Source organism: Hymenobacter artigasi (assembly GCF_012275535.1).
GTDB lineage: Bacteria > Bacteroidota > Bacteroidia > Cytophagales > Hymenobacteraceae > Hymenobacter > Hymenobacter artigasi.
In genome coordinates, this window is sequence record NZ_JAAVTK010000003.1 from 19553 (window position 1) to 36081 (window position 16529).

Below are 16529 nucleotides of genomic sequence, written 5' to 3' on the forward strand. Positions count from 1 at the left end.
GATAAGGTCCTTCGCTCCGCTCAGGATGACAAACGAGGCACAACGCCCCAATAAATCAATCTATCTCCCGTGGTCAACATAGGCAACATCCAGCTTCCCGATTTCCCGCTCCTGCTCGCACCCATGGAAGACGTGAGCGACCCGCCCTTCCGCGCCGTGTGCAAGGCCAACGGGGCCGACCTCATGTACACCGAATTTATCTCTTCGGAAGGCCTGATTCGGGCGGCGGCCAAGAGCCGCAAGAAGCTGGACATCTTCGATTATGAGCGCCCCATCGGCATTCAGCTCTTCGGCTCCGACGTGGAGACGATGGGCGAGTGCGCGGCCATCAGCACCGAGGCCGGGCCCGATTTGATTGACATCAACTACGGCTGCCCGGTGAAGCAGGTGGCCTGCCGGGGTGCGGGCGCGGCCCTGCTCCAGGACATTCCTAAGATGGTGGCCATGACGGCCGCCGTCATCCGCCACACCCACCTGCCCGTGACCGTGAAAACCCGCCTGGGCTGGGACGAAGGCACCAAAAACGTGGAGGAAGTGGCCGAGCGCCTTCAGGACATCGGCATTGCCGCACTCACCGTGCACGGCCGCACCCGCGCCCAGCTCTACAAGGGCGACGCCGACTGGCGCCTCATCGCCAGCATCAAAAACAACCCGCGCATCAAAATCCCCATCTTCGGCAACGGCGACATTACCTCGCCCGAAAAAGCCGTGGAGTATAAAAACCGTTACGGCGTGGATGGCGTGATGATTGGCCGGGCCAGCATCGGCTACCCCTGGATTTTCCGGGAGGTGAAGCATTACGTGGCCACCGGCCAGCTGCTGGCCCCGCCCACGCTGGAAGAGCGCGTAGCCGCCTGCCAGATGCACTTCGACCGTAGCGTGGAGTGGAAGGGCCCCAAAGTTGGTGTGTTCGAGATGCGCCGCCACTACGCGCATTACTTCCGGGGGCTGGAGGGTGCCAAAGCCTGGCGCACCAGCCTGGTGAATGCCGAAACCCCCGCCGACGTGCTGGAGATTTTGCAGGAAATTGCTGCCAGCGACGCCGTGCTGGTGGGGTAATTTGACAACTGTCATCCTGAGCGCAGCGAAGGACCTTATCACGTTAGAAAAGTTCGCAGTAATCATTTTTACTGCAAACCGTTCTGACCTGATAAGGTCCTTCGCTGCGCTCAGGATGACAGTCGATTTACTGCCGTTCCTTTGCCCGCCCCGTATTCCCGTTCATGCTTCCGATTTACGACCAAAAAACCCGCATCAAAATCCTGGTGGCCGTGCTGGCGCTGCTCATCGGGGCGGCCACCGTCATCTATACCAATTGGCTGGTGCAGCGCGTGTCGCAGCGGGAGCAGCAGCAGATTCAGCTGTATGCCAAGGCGCTGCAATACATTATCAATTCCGAAGCCGAAACCAATACGTTCGTTTTCAACGAGATAATCAGTAACAACACGACCATTCCGGTCATTCTCAGCAGCGACGGCAAGGACATCACCAACGCCAAAAACATCACCATGCCGGCCCACCTCTCCCCGGCCGATTCGGTGACGCTGCTCGGCAGCGAGCTGCTGCTGATGAAACAGCAGCACCCGCCCATCATCGTGAAATTTGGGGCGGGGCAGGTGAACTACATTTTTTACCGCGACTCGGAGCTGCTGCGGCAGCTGCGTACCTACCCGCTGGTGCAACTGGTGGTGATTGGCTGCCTGGCCGTCATCGCGTATTTCGCGTTCAGCTCCTCGCGCCGGGCCGAGCAAAACCGCGTGTGGGTGGGCCTGGCCAAGGAAACGGCGCACCAACTGGGCACGCCGCTCAGCAGCCTAGTGGGCTGGCAGAACTACCTGCGCGACTCCGACCGTTTCAAGGACGAGCCCATTGTGGAGGAGCTGGGCAAGGATATTCGGCGGCTCGAAATCATTACGGAGCGCTTCTCCAACATCGGCTCGGTGCCGGTGCTCAAGGACGAAAACCTGTTCCAGACCACCCGTAACGCCATCGAATACCTGCAAAGCCGGGTATCGAAGAAGGTCATCTTCAAGATTGAGTCGGACTTGCCGATGGATACGCCCGCCCGCATCAACGTGCCGCTGTTCGACTGGGTCATCGAAAACATCTGCAAAAACGCGGTGGATGCCATGGAAGGGCGCGGCTCCATCACGCTGCACCTGCGGCGCGTGCGTACCCGCCGCACCTGGTACCGGCGCGGCACCCCGCCCCGCCAGGTGGCCATCGACATCACCGACACCGGCAAGGGCATCCCCAAAAATAAGCTCGAAAGCGTATTTATGCCCGGCTTCACCACCAAAAAGCGCGGCTGGGGCCTAGGCCTGGCCCTGGCCAAGCGCATCATCGAAAACTACCACGAAGGCCGGCTTTTTGTGAAATGGAGCGAGCCGGGGCGCGGCACCACCTTCCGCGTGGTGCTGAACCAGTGATTTTTCATTTAACATTTATCAATTAACATTTAACAGTCCGTCCAACGGCGCAACATGCGCCATCAGAAAGACTGTTAAATGTTAATTGATAAATGTTAAATGAAATCACCGATTGGTGATTTCCACGTACGCCTTGCCTGTTACGGGCTGGCCGTTGCGGGTGCCCGTCACGCGGCACATGCCTTCCCAGTAATACATGGTGAAGGCGTGGAAAAACCGCAGCGCCAGCTCCTGCTGGGGTACCAGCGGTTCTACGGTGAGGTCGTAGCCCTGGGCGGGCACTTGCACGCGCCAGGTGGCGGGGTACTTCTTTTTGGAAGTAGGGCTGGTCCAGTACGTGAGGGGCGTGAGCTGGAAATCGGGGCCGGAGAGGTGTACGCTGGGGCCAGTGGCGGCGCTAAAGGTGCCGTTGTTGAGGTTTTTGCCGGTGGCGGAGTTGCGCAGGGTGTTCAGCATGAACTCCTCCTGGGGCTGGTCGAGCTGGATGCTAAGCCAGTCCCAGCCCACGTTTTTGTCCACGATGCTGGTGCAGTTCCACTGGCGGTCGTACCACAACTCGCCGGTTACCTGGCGGGTTTTACCGGCCACCGTGAGCGTGCCGGTGGTGGCCAGGCGCGGGAAGGAGTAGTAGCCGGCCATGATGCCGTTACCGTAGTTTTCGTAGCCGGTGCCGCTGTGCAGCACCACATCGCGCGTGGGTTTGGTGGTGAGGTCGAGGGCGTAGCCGGCATTGGCCTTGCCGGTGAGGGCGGCCTGCAGGTGGTAGGCCCCCTCCTGCCCGTCAAATTTCCAGGTTTCGCCGCGCTGGTGCTCGCGCAGCCGCAGCGGCAGCGAGTCGGTGAGCAGCACGGGCAGCTTGCCCAGCTTGTAGTCGAAGTGGAATTTCTGACCTTGCGGGTCGGTCAGGGCCACGTTCACCATCTGCCAGTCCTGGCGGCCGTCTTTCAGGTTGAAGTGGAAGAAAACGTACTCCACACCGAAGTCCTCGCCGGTGGCCTGGTCGCGCAGGTGGCCGGTGAGGTACCACCATTCCAGCGAGTTTTTGGGGTGTACGGCCTCCTCGTGGGGCAGTTCGGCACGGGTAGCAGTGGGGTTGAAGCGAGTAGTGGGGCGGGGCGCGGCGCAGGCAGTAGCCAGCAGCCAGATAAGGGCAAAACGCAAAACTTTCATACCCGCTTAAAAGGCATTTTAGGGACGAAAGGTTTGGTTTAGCCCCTTGAGCTGCCAGTTGGTGGCGTAAATTTTATGGTCGTGATTTTCGGCGGAGGCGGAGCAGCTCCTTCGTGCCCCAGGTAGTGCCGGATTGCCGGGCTGAATGTTTCGTCGGGTTCCAGGCGGGTTTGCCCGAGTATCATCGGAGGTCGCCGGAGCAGCACCGTCACATCGGGGCCGGCCGCGAAGAAATGCGGGACGTAAGGCATCTGCCATTCTTCGTCCTGGCCCGGCGCAGCAGTTGGTTCGGCCAGGCCGGCAATCAACTTACTGCTGGCCAAACGATGCGGAACGACAAAGGCAAACGAACCGTCGGCCGCCGTGCGGGTCTGGCACAGCGTATCGGCTTCACAAATAATGATTGCCCCTGCCAAAGGCTTGCGGGATTCCCGGTCGAGCACCCGGCCCCGCACCAGCTGCCCATCCGGCACAGCAACAGCCGGCTTTTCGAGCGGAATGGCAGATGGCTGGTTGGGCGAGCAGCGCGTCAGGGTTAGCACGGCAACTACCGCCAGCGCCAGCCCTGGTGCCGCCCGCCAGGTAAGGAGGCGGCCAGGCGGGCGCAGCTGCCCGGCCCGGAAACGGCCACAGGTATGCTCGCGGCCGGGTTGCGCCAGATAAGCCAACACTTCCGCCGTGCTTTTTTGGCTAAAGTCCACGACTGTCTTCTGGCAGCTGGCACAATGCCGGCCCGCCCCGTCCGGCACCATTGCGCTCCAGCTTGCCGCGCATGGCTGGGGAATAAGAATCGAAGTCGGTTTCATAGCCGCAAACTGTGTTTCAGCTAAACAGGAAAGTAACGCCGGATATTGCTTTGCGCCTTTTTGTTTCGCCTTACCCCTTCGGCGGGGCTACGGGCGGCTCGGGCATCCGAATCTTGCCCATCACCTTGCCCCGGTTCGGCACCGACTCCATGGGCACAACCAGCGCGGCGGGCTGGGGCGTGGCCTTCAGGTCGAGCGCCACATCCTTTGGCTGAAAATCAAACGGATTGCCCAGAAACTGCAGCTTTACGCTGCCCCCGGCAATGGGAGCCCAGTCGCGGGCCATTATCAGCTCGAAGTTGCCTTTCTCGTCGGTGGTGGTGCCGTACTGCGTGTCGTTTATCAGCACCCGCACGCCGGGCACGGCGGGGCCGCCGGCTCCGTCCAGCACCTGGCCGCGAATGATAACCTGGCGCGCCGGGGCCATGGCCGGGTCGGTGGCCGGGGCGGCGGTAGCCACGGGCGGCTGCTGGGGCGGCTTGGTGGCGCACGAAGTGGCCGACTGCCAGCCCAGCAGCGCCAGGCCGGCCAGCAGCCAGCGCCGCCAGCGCGTGGCCGGAGCCGTCGGGGCCAGCTGCGCCGAATGGGCCAGGGCGCACACCGGCCGGCCGCCCTGCCGGGCCATGAAGGCCAGGATTTCGGCGTCGCTCATGCGGGTGAAATCCACCACTTCGGTGGCGCAGGCGGCGCAGTGGCGGCCGGCGGCTGTGGGCGACATGGCGGCCCAAGGCTGGGCGCAGGGCTGCGGAATGGAGATGCGGGGGAGAGTGTCCATGCGGCTAAAGTAGCGGTTTTGGAGAAAGCAACGGGCAGTTGGCTCCCAATGTCAGCTGCGGTGGAAGGGCCGGGTGAGCCAGTGCTTGCCCCAGTAATAGAAGCGACGCGGGTGCCAGGGCGCGGGCGGCAGCCGGCGAGGAGGAATCACCACCAAGCCCATAAAGCCTTTCACGTCGCCCTGGAGGCGGAAGGTTTGAGAACCGGCCGTAGCGGCCGTTATCATCCGCCGCTGCGTTACGTAGCCGATGGACGACACCTGCACCCACACCCCTAACGGCAACACCTGCCCGGTGGGCACGAGCAAAGCAAACTCGCCAGCCGGGCCAGTGCTGACTCCGATTTGCGTGCCGGGCAGCAGCACCGTCACGCCGGGGAGGCCCTCGCCCGAGATTGAATCTATCACCACGCCCCGCAGCTTAAGCGGTAGCGCTGCCGCACTTTGGCATGCCCCAGTTGATATGGCAGCAACCGCCCCGCCCAACACAAAATGTTGCGCAATGGGCGGCGGGGCAGCGGTGGCAATGGTTTTCCGGACTTCCAGGGGCGCTACGGCAGCTGAAGCTTCCGGCGTTTCGGCCAGCGGCGCGGATGGCACCGGGCCACCCCAGTAGCGGGCGCGCCATTCGGCGGGAGTTTGCGCGTGGGCCACAAGGCCGCTGCTTTCGCGCACGGCCCACAGCGCCACAGCCGCCGCCAGCCAGGCCCGCCACCGCGCCGTTGGGGCAGCCGGGGCGGCGCGCTGCAACGGCCGCTCCAGCTGCCCCGCCGCGAAACGGCCGCAGGTGCGGCCATTCGCAGCCCCGGCCAGGTAGGCCAGGATTTCGGCATCGGTTTTCAGGGTGAAGTCGACCACGGTTTTGACGCAGGCGGCGCAGTGGCGGCCGGTGGCGGTGGGCAACATGGCGGCCCAGCTTTCGGAGCAGGGCTGCGGAACGTGGAGGGCAGTAGTGGGGCGCATGGGCAGGCAGTGAGCGGCTTTGGCCTTTCGATGCCAGCCGCCGCGCAAATGCACACGGCCAATTCGCAAAATCCCGTATCTTGAGTGTCTATCCGGCCGCTACAGCTCTTTCCACATGAAAATGCTCCTCCGATTTGCGCCGCTGGCGCTGGTTGCCCTTCCCTTGTTCAGCCACGCCCAGCAGCGCAACGGCAGCACGGTGGGGCTCGAAATTCCGGCTTCGCCCGCGCCGGCCACCGGGCACTGGCTGGCCGGCGCGTACGTCACGGGCAGCTACGCGCCGGTGCTGGCACCCGGCCTGGCCGGCTACGGCGTGCAGCCCTACCTGCGCTACGTGCTGGGCAAGGGCGAGCGGGCGCGGCCCTTCGTACAATATAGCCTCTCGCCCTATTGGGTGCAGCCCTACGGCAGCTACGCCCCCTTCGGCGGGGCCGATGGCCGCAGCGGCAACCCGGCATTTGCGCCGCTGCCACTGCGCGGAGCGGTACCCAACAGCTTCATCTACAACGGCTACGGCGGGGGCCTGGGCAGCTTGTCGGTGGGAATGCCGGTGCGGGTGGGCAGCGGCACCATGACGGTACACGTGGCCGGCAGCCTGCTGAGCGGGCTGCTGCGCTAGCGGCCACGAACGGGGCCGGCCGCGCCGCAAGCCGCGCCGGGGCATTATCTTTTCGCCCCCAAACCCGCCCCCGTTCGTTCATGAGCTCTGAAAAATCATTGTTTCGCCGCAAATCCATCGCGGCCATTCTACAAAATCCCCCGGCCGACCACGAGGGCCACGCCAGCCCCGGCGGCCTGGAGCGCCACCTCACCGTGCGCGACCTCACGGCGCTGGGCATCGCGGCCATCATCGGGGCCGGCATCTTCAGCACCATCGGCAAGGCCAGCCTCGATGGCGGCCCGGCGGTGTCGCTGCTGTTCGTGTTCACGGCCATTGCCTGCGCGTTTTCGGCGCTGTGCTACGCGCAGTTCGCGGCTACTATTCCGGTCAGCGGCTCGGCCTATACCTATGCCTACGCTTCGTTTGGCGAGCTGGCGGCCTGGATTATTGGCTGGGCGCTGATAATGGAATACGCGGTAGGTAACATCGTGGTGGCTATTTCGTGGTCCGATTATTTCACCGGCCTGATGGACGGCATCGGGCTACACATCCCGCTCTGGCTCACGATGGGCACCCAGACGGGCCACGCGGGCTACGAGGCCGTGCAAATGCTGGTGCAAAGCGGCAAGTCGCTGGCCGAGGCCACGGCGGCCGTGTCGCCGGCCCAGCTCGACGGCTACAAGGCCTGGATGCAGGCCCCGGCCCTCACCGACAGCCTGCATCTGGTTATCGACCTGCCCGCTTTCACCATCACCGTGGCCATTACGGCGCTGGTATACATCGGCATCAAGGAAAGCAAAAATGTTTCCAACCTGCTGGTGCTATTGAAGTTAATCATTGTTTTTGTCGTGATTGCAGTGGGCGCGTTCTACGTGCAGCCGGCCAACTGGCACCCCTTCGCCCCCAACGGCGTGGGCGGCGTGCTGAAGGGCGTATCGGCGGTATTCTTCGCCTACATCGGCTTCGATGCCATCTCAACTACGGCCGAGGAGTGCAAGAACCCGCAGCGTGACCTGCCCAAGGCCATGATGTATGCCCTCATCATCTGCACGGTGCTGTATGTCATTATCACCATGGTACTTACGGGCATGGTGTCGTATAAAGAGCTGGGCGTGGGCGACCCGCTTTCCTTCGTGTTTGCCAAAGTGGGCTTGCCGCGTCTGTCGGGGCTGGTGGCGGTGAGCGCAGTGTTTGCCATGGCCTCGGTGCTGCTGGTGTTTCAGCTGGGCCAGCCGCGTATCTGGCTCACCATGAGCCGCGACGGCTTGCTGCCATCGGTATTTTCGCGTATTCACCCGCGCTTTCACACGCCGTCGTTCGCTACCATCGTCACGGGCTTTTTCGTGGCGGTGCCGGCGCTTATTCTGAACATGGATTTGGTGGTCGACCTCACCAGCATCGGCACGCTGTTCGCGTTTGCGCTCGTGTGCGGCGGCATTCTCATCATCGACCCCTATGGCAAGTCTGAGGCCCGTTTCAAGGTGCCCTACATCAACGGGAAATGGCTGGTGCCGCTCATTCTGGCGCTGGGCGCTTACCTGGTGTTCCGCTTCAATGCCACCGGCAACCACGAGTTCTGGCTTGATGCCACCGGGCAGCACGGCTGGCTGCAAATCGATGCGAGCAGCGGCAAAGTGACGGGCGGCTTCGCCCACCAGATTCCGGCGCTGGTGTTCCTGCTTTTTTGCGTGGGCATGAGCGTACTCTCGTTCCGCAAGCGGCTCTCGCTGCTGCCCACGCTGGGCCTGCTCATCAACCTGTACCTGATGACCGAGCTGGGCATCAGCAACTGGACGCTGTTTTTTGTGTGGCTGCTGATAGGGCTGGCCGTGTATTTCGGCTACGGGTACAAGAATTCGAAGCTGGGAAAGGTAGCCGTAGCAACCGCCGCGTAGTAAGCGCACCGGCCGGTAAATCAGCCTCTTCGCGTATGTGCAGCGACTGCCGGAATACTTTTTAATCCCGGGTTTTTCCTGCCAAATTCTTGGTTCCAGCCGCCTTCCTCACTTTTCGCCTGCACGGCACCATTCCCGCCGCCACCGGCCGCGAGCTGGCCGCCGAATTGCGCCAGGCCCGGGAAGCCGGCACCGACCACCAGCGCGCCCAGAAGCAGTTTTTTGCCCGATTTGATGCCGTGCTGGACCGGGCGCCCATCGGGGCGGGGTATTTCGCAAACGAGAAGATGGCCGAGGTGCTGGCCGGCGAAATCATGATGCTGGAAGAAACCGGCTTCACCGTCCACGGCTTCGCCATTTTGCCCAACCACGCGCACATCGTACTGCATTTGCCAGCCAGCAGCAACCTGTCCTTCGCCAAAGCAATTGACTTGCTCCACCTGCGCACGGGCACCGCCTGCCGCCGCCTGGTGCGCCCCAAGCTCCCGCCCGAAGCCGAGTTCTGGCAGGTGGGCTGGTTCAATTACGAGGTGCAGGACGAAGCCGAGTTGACGCGGGTGCTGGCCTACGTGCGCGGCAACGCCCGGCAGGCCGGGTTGCCCGCGCGGTTTCAGGAGTGGCCGTATGTGAGTGAGTAAACGCCTGTCATCCTGAGCCTGCGAAGGACCTTATCACGTCTGACCAGTATTAGTGATTCAAACGGCGCGAGCGTGATAAGGTCCTTCGCAAGCTCAGGATGACATATACTTTTTCCACTTCCTATCCAATCCCAACCCCTGCGCTAGCCCGTAACTCCGGCTGCTTATGCGCCTGTTGCTCCTGCTGATTCTCTGCTTATCCGGCTCCATAAGCCGCGCCGCGCCCGCCGCGGTCGATACCCTGCGGCCCCTCAGCCCCGACCGGCTGCTTACCTACACCTACGCGAACGACCTGTTCTTTCGCACCGACTACTACTTCACGCAGGGCATGACGCTCACGCTGGTGCACCCGGCGCTGGCGCGGCTGCCGGTGCGGCACCTGCTGGCGGCCGGCCCGCGCGGCAGCACGCAGCAATACGGCCTCACGCTGCGCTACGACGGTTTTACGCCCCTACGTATTCAGGATGCCTTTATTCGGGTGGGCGACCGGCCCTACGCGGCGTATTTATACGGGTCGTTTTTCCGAATCAGCAACCAGCCCAGGCGGCACCAGCGCCTGACTACGGCGCTGGAGCTGGGCTTCATCGGTCCGGCGGCGGGCGGCAAGGAGCTGCAAACCGCCATTCACCGCGTCACGGGCAACGCCGAACCGCGCGGCTGGGACTATCAGATTCGCAATGCGCCCATTATCGGCTACCGGGTAGAAGTTGAGCAGCTGATGGCTGCCGGCCGCTTCGCCGAAGTGCTGGGCAACGCGGAGGCTTCGCTGAGCACACTGTACACGTATGCCGGCACAGGTTTGCGGCTGCGAGCAGGAAAATTCAGGCCCTTTTTCGCTAATCCGGACGCAGCAATGGCAGGCCACCGCACTGAATCAAGCCCCTGGCAGCTTTATGGCGAAGCCACGCTGGCCGGCCGCCTCATCGGCTACGATGCCACTTTGCAGGGCAGCCCCTTTACTAATCGCGACCCGTACACGCTGCCCGCCAGCGACGTGCGGCGGGCCGTGCTGCGCAGCACGGGCGGCGTGGTGCTGGCCCACGGCGGCGTGAGCTTCGCCGCCACCGCCACCTGGGTTTCGCCGGAGTTTGCTGGGGGCCGCTCGCACCGTTGGGGGCAGTTGGGGCTGACGGTGGGGTTCTGAGCGAACGTCAACCTCACCCCCTGACCCCCTCTCCAAAAAAGAGGGGGCACCGGAAATGCTCTGATGTTAAAACGAAATAGATTACACCAAAAAAAGCCGCGACAATTGTAACGGCTTTCAGTTCTTGCGGCATTTCCGGTGCCCCCTCTTTTTTGGAGAGGGGGTCAGGGGGTGAGGTGAACGTCAGGGCTCAAAGCATCCCTACTTTGCCCGGTGAATAATCAGCACCCCGGCCAGAATAACCACCATGCCCGCGAAGTGCCAGAGGTTGAACGCCTCGCCATCGAGCGCGCCCCAGGCCAGCGCCACGATGGGAATGAGGTAGGTACTGGACGATGCAAACAGCGCGGTGGATTGCTGAATGAGCTTATTGAACAGCACCATAGCCACGGCCGTACTCATGGTGGCCAGCAGGGCGATGTAGCCGAATGCTGCCCATGCCCCCGGCACGGTAGCCAGCTTGTGCAGGAAAGCCGTGCCCAGCAGCAGGTAGGCCAGCGCCGGCCCGCCAATGAGCAGCAACAATACCGACGTTACCGCCACCGGCGTCAGGCCGCCCAGCTTGTGCTTAATCACGTTCACGCTCAGGCCGTAGCCGACTGTAGCAATTAGAATGTATATGCCGTACCAGGCATTGCCTTCGCCCGTGGGCGTATCGGTGCCGCCGCTGCCGCCGAGCAGCAGCATCACCACCGTGCCCACCAGGCCCAGCGAAATCCCCAGCACCCGCAGGCCCGTCAGGCGCTGCCCAAACAGCAGGGCACCCATCAGCAGCGTGAATACCACCGTGAGGGCATTGAGCACGCCCGCCAGCCCCGAGGCCAGCTTGGTTTCGGCATAGGCAAACAGAAAAGCCGGAATCAGCGTACCCACCACCCCACTCAGCGCCAACCACTTAAACCGACTGCGCTCGACTTTACCCACATGACGCAGGGCAAACGGCAGCAGCAGCAGCGCCGCTACGCTTACGCGGGTAGCCCCAAGCTCGGTGGCCGAAAATACGACCAGCCCTTTCTTCATCAGAATAAACGACGTGCCCCAGATGGAAGCCAGAATAATCAGCAGCATCCACGCCACGGGTGAGGTAACGGCTGGAGCGGGCGCAGCCAGTGCTTCGGTGGCTTCGAGAGAAGCCGATTCGTCGGCGGCCCCGGACAGCGTGGTTTCGGCAGCGGCCGGCGCGGCCAGTGAAGCCCCCCCAGCGGGCATCGGGACGAGTGAGGAAGGGGCAGCGGGTGGGCGTTTGGATAACATCCCGCAAAGGTACAAGGCCCTCCGCACGGCGGCCGGCGCTGCTCCTGCAGCCGCCGTGACCCAGTGCCTACCTGATTTTTGTCATGCCGGCCGGGCTCCGGTGGCCTGATTGCCGCTGAGGGCCCATAGGAGCCTGATATTCGTCAACTTTCCTTTCGAACCCTACTTATGCCTGGGTTGTTATTATATCCTACCGAAATCCTGCCGTAATTTTGTAGTCCGATTTCGTGTCGATTCCGTCTATGTCGCATCCGTTCAAGGCTGTTAGCCTCTCCTTCAAGAAAGCCCCGCTTGCCATTCGCGAGCTCCTTTCCTTGGACGAGGCCGCCTGCCGCCGCTTCCTGAATACGCTGCACAATGAGCTGGGCCTTAATGACCTGCTCGTGCTAAGCACCTGCAACCGCACCGAGGTGTACTACGCCGCCGAGGATGACCGCAGCCGCGAGATTATCCTCGCCTTGGGCCACCTGAAGGACCGCGCCGACATCGGCCAGTTCCTGCCCTACTTCGACCTGCTGCCCGACGCCGACGCGGCCGTGCGGCACCTTTTCGAAGTAGCCATGGGCCTCGAAGCCCAGGTAGTGGGCGACCTGCAAATTAGCAACCAGGTGAAAACGGCCTACCAGTGGGCCGCCGATGCCGATGCCGCCGGCCCCTTCCTGCACCGCCTGCTGCATACCGTGTTCTTCACCAACAAGCGCGTGCAGACCGAAACCAGCTTCCGCGACGGGGCCGCTTCGATAAGCTACGCCGCGCTGGAGCTGGTGGAAGAGCTGACCGCCGATGTGGCCAACCCCAAAGTATTGGTGGTGGGCCTGGGCGAAATCGGGGCCGATGTGTGCCGCCACCTGTCGGCCAGCAAGGCCTTCGGCGAAGTCACCATCTGCAATCGCACCCGTGCCAAGGCTGAAGAGCTGGCCGCCGAGTGCAACATGCGCCTCGTTGATTTTGAAGACCTCGTGCCGGCGCTGAAAGATGCCGATGTCGTTATTTCCTCCATCAACCGCAGCGAGCCCTTCTTCACCCGCGAGCTGGCCGAAAATCTCGATGTGCTCAGCTTTAAGTTCCTTATCGACCTGAGCGTGCCCCGCAGCATTGCCGCCGATGTGGAGCAGGTGCCCGGCGTGCTGGTCTACAACATCGACGCCATCCAGAGCAAGGCCTCAGCGGCTCTGCAAACGCGCCTGGCCGCTGTGCCGCAGGTGCGCGCCATCATCGCCGAAAGCATTGCCAGCCTCAACGACTGGGCCAAGGAAATGATGGTATCGCCCCTCATCCAAAAGATGAAGGCCAGCCTCGAAACCCTGCGCCAGGAGGAGATGGACCGCTACCAGAAGCGCGCTACCCCCGCCGAAAGCAAGCTCCTCGACGAAGCCACCCGCTCGCTGATGCAGAAGATTCTGAAGCAGCACGTGCTGCAACTGAAATCGGCTTGCCGCCGCGACGATGGCGGCCAACTGGTGGAGCTGCTGGGCGAGTTGTTCGATTTGGAGAAGGCGGGCGAGCCGGCCGCGTAGGGGTCCCAAAATTCTGTTGCAATGAGCATAGCGGAACAACTGTTGCTCTCATCAGCCAGAGTAATTTTATAATAAAAGCCCCACAACCGCAAGGTTTTGGGGCTTTTATTATAAAATCTATTTCCAATAATTTTAGCAACTGCTGTATCGGGTTTCCAAATGCAAACAGCTCTCGGTACCTTTACACAGCACGGTTAATCCACCTCACCTCGGCGGTCTTTGAGAAAAGACAAAGCCCCGGCCGGTGGAACGGTCGGGGCTTAAAAGAAGAAGGTGGTTGGACACCTAATTCTCCCTGAAGATGAGAAACAAGCGTGTAAAACCGGGGGCCAAGTTGCGACTTGACCTCCAGCTGTCCGATGAGCTAGTCAAGTGGCTTATCGGACTTGCAGTAGGCGGTGGCGCCCTATCGGCGGCCATCCACTACCTGTAAGAGGCGGCAAGGGGTTGGACCGGGAGGTTCAGCCCCTTGTTTATAGGTATTCTACGCTGCAAATCTACGGCAAGTTTCTAGATATCTAAAGAGTTTCGTGCAACAGCTTTTGCTTCTTAATCGCAAAATCAAGCTATTTAACAGCTCGTTACCTTCCATATCAACAAATTGTTTTGTCAGATTGGTTTTACTGAACCCTGTAATCTTCCAGTTCTTTAGAAAATAAAGCCTCGGCACTGAGCAGTGCCGAGGCTTTATAGTTTTCGCTGAACAGATGCACGCCGAACCGGTGCCCCCTCTCCCAGAGGAGAGGGGGTCAGGGGGTGAGGTGCCGCCTACGCCATCATCTTCTCGCGCTCCTTAATCCGCACGTCATTGTTCACGGCGGTGGGTACCACTGTTACCACCACGTACTTCGAGGTAGGCGTGTTGCTCACCTTGGCCACACTGCCGATGGGCACCAGCGGGTTGGCCTCGGGGAAGTAGGCCGACACGTTGCCTTTCGGGATGTCGTAGGGCACGGCCACGAACTTCTCGACACGCCTCTCCTCGCCATTGAAGTGGCTGGTGATGTCGATAAGGTCCTTCGCCTTGATGCCACGGGAGGCCATGTCGGCCGGGTTCATGAATAGTACGCGGCGTTCGTTGTGGATGCCCCGGTACCGGTCGTTGTATTCGTATATGGTGGTGTTGAACTGGTCGTGCGAGCGCACCGTCATCATAATCAGCTGGTCGGGCTCCACTTCGTAGCGTTCCAGCGTGGTGGTACTGAAGTGGGCTTTGCCGTCCTCGGTGGTGAACTTGCGCTCACGCGGGCCGTTGGGCAGGTAGAAGCCGCCCGGCGAGCGCAGCTTCACGTTGAAGTTTTCGAAGCCAGGGATGACGCGGGCAATGTGGTCGCGAATCACGTCGTAGTTCTCGGTCATGGCCACCCAGTCGATGCGGGTTTTGTCGCCCAGCGTGGCAATGGCCATGCCGCACACAATGGCTACTTCGCTGAGCTGGTCGCCGGCCAGGGGCACCAGAATGCCCTTATTCTGGCTCACCACGCCCATCGAGTTTTCGCAGCTCGTCATCTGGTGGCCACTCTTCTGCATGTCGATGTCGACGTGGGCGAAGGTGGGCAGCAACAGGCTGGTTTTGCCGGTGGTGAGGTGGCCCCGGTTGAGCTTGGTGGCCACAAACACGGTCAGGTTCTGGTTACGCATGCCTTCGGCAATTACCTCGGTGTCGGGGCCAGCGGCTAGCAGGTTGCCGCCAAAGCTGAAGTACACTTTGGTCTTTTTCAGGCGCATGGCTTTCAGCGCTTCCACCACATCAAGGCCGTGCTCAATTGGCGGCGTGAAGCCAAATTCCTTTTCCAGCGACTCCAGGAAGCCCTTGGGCATCTTCTCCCAGATGCCCATGGTGCGGTCGCCCTGCACGTTGGAGTGGCCGCGCACCGGGCAGGTGCCCGCGCCAGGCTTGCCAATGGCGCCCTTCATCAGGTGCAGGTTAACGATTTCCTGGATGGTCTGCACGCCCTGGCGCTGCTGCGTGACGCCCATGGCCCAGCAGGTAATGATTTTTTGCTTGCGGGCCAGCATGTTAGCTGCTTCCAGCAGCTGGGCGCGGCTGATGCCGCTGATTTCCTCAATCTCCTCCCAACTCGTGTTGCGGATGTTCTGCTCGAACGAGTCGAAACCTTCCGTGAATTCGGCAATGAACGGCCGGTCCACCACCAGGCCGGGGTTCAGGTCCTCCGCCTCAAACAAGTGCTTCATGATGCCGCGCAGCAAGGCCATGTCGCCATCCACGCGCACCTGAAGGTACAGGTCGGTGATTTGGGTGCCATCGCCCAGCAGTGCGCCCAGTGCCCGCAGCGGGTTCATAAAGTCCTGCGGGTTCTTGAAGTGGTTTAGGCCGGCTTCAATCAGGGGGTTGATGCTGATGATTTTAGCACCATTGCGTTTGGCCGCCTGCAGGGCCGACAGCATGCGCGGGTGGTTGGTGCCGGGGTTCTGGCCAATGATGAGGATGACCTCGGCATCGTGAATGTCGTTGAGCGTAACGGAGCCTTTGCCCAGGCCCAAGGTGGGACTCAAGGCCGAGCCGCTGCTCTCGTGGCACATATTGGAGCAGTCGGGCAGGTTGTTGGTGCCAAACTGCCGGGCGAAGAGCTGCAACAGGAAGGCCGGCTCGTTCGGAATCTTGCCCGAGGTGTAGAACACGGCCTCATCAGGCGAATCCAGCGCGTTCAACTCCTTGGCAATGAGATTGAAGACATCGGGCCAGGCAATGGGCTTGTAGTGGTTGTCGCCGGGGTATTTCACCATGGGGTGCGTGAGGCGGCCGGCGTTGTTCTGGTCGCGGTCGGTCATGCGCGAGAGCTCGGCCAGGCTGTGCTTGGCGAAGAACTCCGGGCCGGCGGCCTTGTCGTCGGCATCGGAAGCAGTGGCTTTGGCGCCGTTTTCGCAAAACTCAGCCACCGAGCGGTGCTCATCGGGGTCGGGCCAAGCACAGCTCGAGCAGTCGAAGCCGTTCTTCTGGTTTAGGCCCAGCAGGGCTTTGGTGCCGCGCCCCATGCCCCCCTCGCTCCAGCTGAACTGCATGGACTTGACCACGGCCGTGACGCCGGCCGCAATTTTCTCCCGGCCTTCCAGCCGCAGGCCGGTGAGGGCTTCGGGCGGCTGCGCCAGGATGGGTTCGTGGTACTTGGCCCCGGCCACATCGGGCACCGGAATGGCTTCCTTGATGTGCCGGTCCTCAGGCTTGTTCTTATAATGGTCGGGCGCGGGGGCCTCACCCTGGCCGGCCCGCTGGCCGCTTTCAGGAGCGTTTTTGGCAAGCTGCGCGCCGAGGTCGCCTACTTTGCTCGGGTCGGTTTTAGGTGAGTCTTCCATGGTGGGATTTTAATTTTTGAGTATT

General features: G+C 61.8%; 13 protein-coding genes. 7 read left to right on the top strand and 6 right to left on the bottom strand.

Annotated features, from left to right (window positions below; translation table 11 throughout):
- Positions 1–69 precede the first annotated feature (69 nt).
- Together dusB and HBN54_RS06335 are read left to right on the top strand one after the other, a co-directional pair.
- Positions 70–1059 carry a tRNA dihydrouridine synthase DusB gene (gene dusB / locus HBN54_RS06330; protein WP_168672322.1) on the top strand — a complete coding sequence of 330 codons (990 nt, stop codon included), beginning with the start codon at positions 70–72 and terminating at the stop codon, positions 1057–1059.
- Positions 1060–1223: 164 nt separating this feature from the next.
- Positions 1224–2429 (top strand): ATP-binding protein, encoded by a 1206-nt coding sequence (locus HBN54_RS06335; RefSeq protein WP_168672323.1) that lies wholly within the window; start codon positions 1224–1226, stop codon positions 2427–2429.
- Between the two features lie 105 nt (positions 2430–2534).
- On the opposite strand, the gene HBN54_RS06340 is transcribed toward HBN54_RS06335, so the two are convergent.
- The 4 genes from HBN54_RS06340 to HBN54_RS06355 all read right to left on the bottom strand — a co-directional run bounded on the left by HBN54_RS06340 (position 2535) and on the right by HBN54_RS06355 (position 6140).
- Entirely contained in the window at positions 2535–3599 is a 1065-nt protein-coding gene (locus HBN54_RS06340; protein ID WP_168672324.1) for a lipocalin family protein, read from the bottom strand.
- Positions 3600–3637: 38 nt separating this feature from the next.
- Positions 3638–4300: a hypothetical protein gene (locus HBN54_RS06345; RefSeq protein ID WP_168672325.1), complete on the bottom strand. Its 663-nt coding sequence runs from the start codon at positions 4298–4300 to the stop codon at positions 3638–3640.
- 175 nt (positions 4301–4475) lie between these two features.
- Positions 4476–5180, bottom strand: coding sequence for a carboxypeptidase-like regulatory domain-containing protein (locus HBN54_RS06350; RefSeq protein WP_168672326.1), 705 nt, complete (start codon positions 5178–5180; stop codon positions 4476–4478).
- A 51-nt stretch (positions 5181–5231) separates the two neighbouring features.
- Positions 5232–6140 carry a carboxypeptidase-like regulatory domain-containing protein gene (locus tag HBN54_RS06355; protein WP_168672327.1) on the bottom strand — a complete coding sequence of 303 codons (909 nt, stop codon included), beginning with the start codon at positions 6138–6140 and terminating at the stop codon, positions 5232–5234.
- A gap of 115 nt (positions 6141–6255) precedes the next feature.
- Here HBN54_RS06355 and HBN54_RS06360 point away from each other — a divergent pair, with 115 nt between their 5' ends.
- The 4 genes from HBN54_RS06360 to HBN54_RS06375 all read left to right on the top strand — a co-directional run bounded on the left by HBN54_RS06360 (position 6256) and on the right by HBN54_RS06375 (position 10418).
- Complete coding sequence (locus tag HBN54_RS06360; RefSeq protein WP_168672328.1) at positions 6256–6759, top strand: hypothetical protein; 504 nt, start codon at positions 6256–6258, stop codon at positions 6757–6759.
- Between the two features lie 80 nt (positions 6760–6839).
- Positions 6840–8636, top strand: a complete 1797-nt coding sequence (locus HBN54_RS06365; protein WP_168672329.1) for an amino acid permease — start codon at positions 6840–6842, stop codon at positions 8634–8636.
- Between the two features lie 89 nt (positions 8637–8725).
- Positions 8726–9274 carry a transposase gene (locus HBN54_RS06370; protein WP_168672330.1) on the top strand — a complete coding sequence of 183 codons (549 nt, stop codon included), beginning with the start codon at positions 8726–8728 and terminating at the stop codon, positions 9272–9274.
- 166 nt (positions 9275–9440) lie between these two features.
- Positions 9441–10418, top strand: a complete 978-nt coding sequence (locus tag HBN54_RS06375) for a lipid A deacylase LpxR family protein (protein ID WP_168672331.1) — start codon at positions 9441–9443, stop codon at positions 10416–10418.
- Positions 10419–10619: 201 nt separating this feature from the next.
- On the opposite strand, the gene HBN54_RS06380 is transcribed toward HBN54_RS06375, so the two are convergent.
- Positions 10620–11627: a DMT family transporter gene (locus tag HBN54_RS06380; protein WP_235955410.1), complete on the bottom strand. Its 1008-nt coding sequence runs from the start codon at positions 11625–11627 to the stop codon at positions 10620–10622.
- 287 nt (positions 11628–11914) lie between these two features.
- On the opposite strand from HBN54_RS06380, the gene hemA reads away from it, so the two are divergent.
- Positions 11915–13189: a glutamyl-tRNA reductase gene (gene hemA, locus HBN54_RS06385; RefSeq protein ID WP_168672332.1), complete on the top strand. Its 1275-nt coding sequence runs from the start codon at positions 11915–11917 to the stop codon at positions 13187–13189.
- 768 nt (positions 13190–13957) lie between these two features.
- On the opposite strand, the gene HBN54_RS06390 is transcribed toward hemA, so the two are convergent.
- Positions 13958–16504 (bottom strand): FdhF/YdeP family oxidoreductase, encoded by a 2547-nt coding sequence (locus HBN54_RS06390; RefSeq protein ID WP_168672333.1) that lies wholly within the window; start codon positions 16502–16504, stop codon positions 13958–13960.
- Between the last annotated feature and the right edge of the window lie 25 nt (positions 16505–16529).

Coding starts and splice junctions, on each gene's coding strand:
- HBN54_RS06335 (WP_168672323.1), top strand. CDS start 1,224: ATGCTTCCGATTTACGACCAAAAAACCCGCATCAAAATCCTGGTGGCC.
- HBN54_RS06340 (WP_168672324.1), bottom strand. CDS start 3,599: ATGAAAGTTTTGCGTTTTGCCCTTATCTGGCTGCTGGCTACTGCCTGC.
- HBN54_RS06350 (WP_168672326.1), bottom strand. CDS start 5,180: ATGGACACTCTCCCCCGCATCTCCATTCCGCAGCCCTGCGCCCAGCCT.
- HBN54_RS06355 (WP_168672327.1), bottom strand. CDS start 6,140: ATGCGCCCCACTACTGCCCTCCACGTTCCGCAGCCCTGCTCCGAAAGC.
- HBN54_RS06360 (WP_168672328.1), top strand. CDS start 6,256: ATGAAAATGCTCCTCCGATTTGCGCCGCTGGCGCTGGTTGCCCTTCCC.
- HBN54_RS06365 (WP_168672329.1), top strand. CDS start 6,840: ATGAGCTCTGAAAAATCATTGTTTCGCCGCAAATCCATCGCGGCCATT.
- HBN54_RS06375 (WP_168672331.1), top strand. CDS start 9,441: ATGCGCCTGTTGCTCCTGCTGATTCTCTGCTTATCCGGCTCCATAAGC.
- HBN54_RS06380 (WP_235955410.1), bottom strand. CDS start 11,627: ATGCCCGCTGGGGGGGCTTCACTGGCCGCGCCGGCCGCTGCCGAAACC.
- hemA (WP_168672332.1), top strand. CDS start 11,915: ATGTCGCATCCGTTCAAGGCTGTTAGCCTCTCCTTCAAGAAAGCCCCG.
- HBN54_RS06390 (WP_168672333.1), bottom strand. CDS start 16,504: ATGGAAGACTCACCTAAAACCGACCCGAGCAAAGTAGGCGACCTCGGC.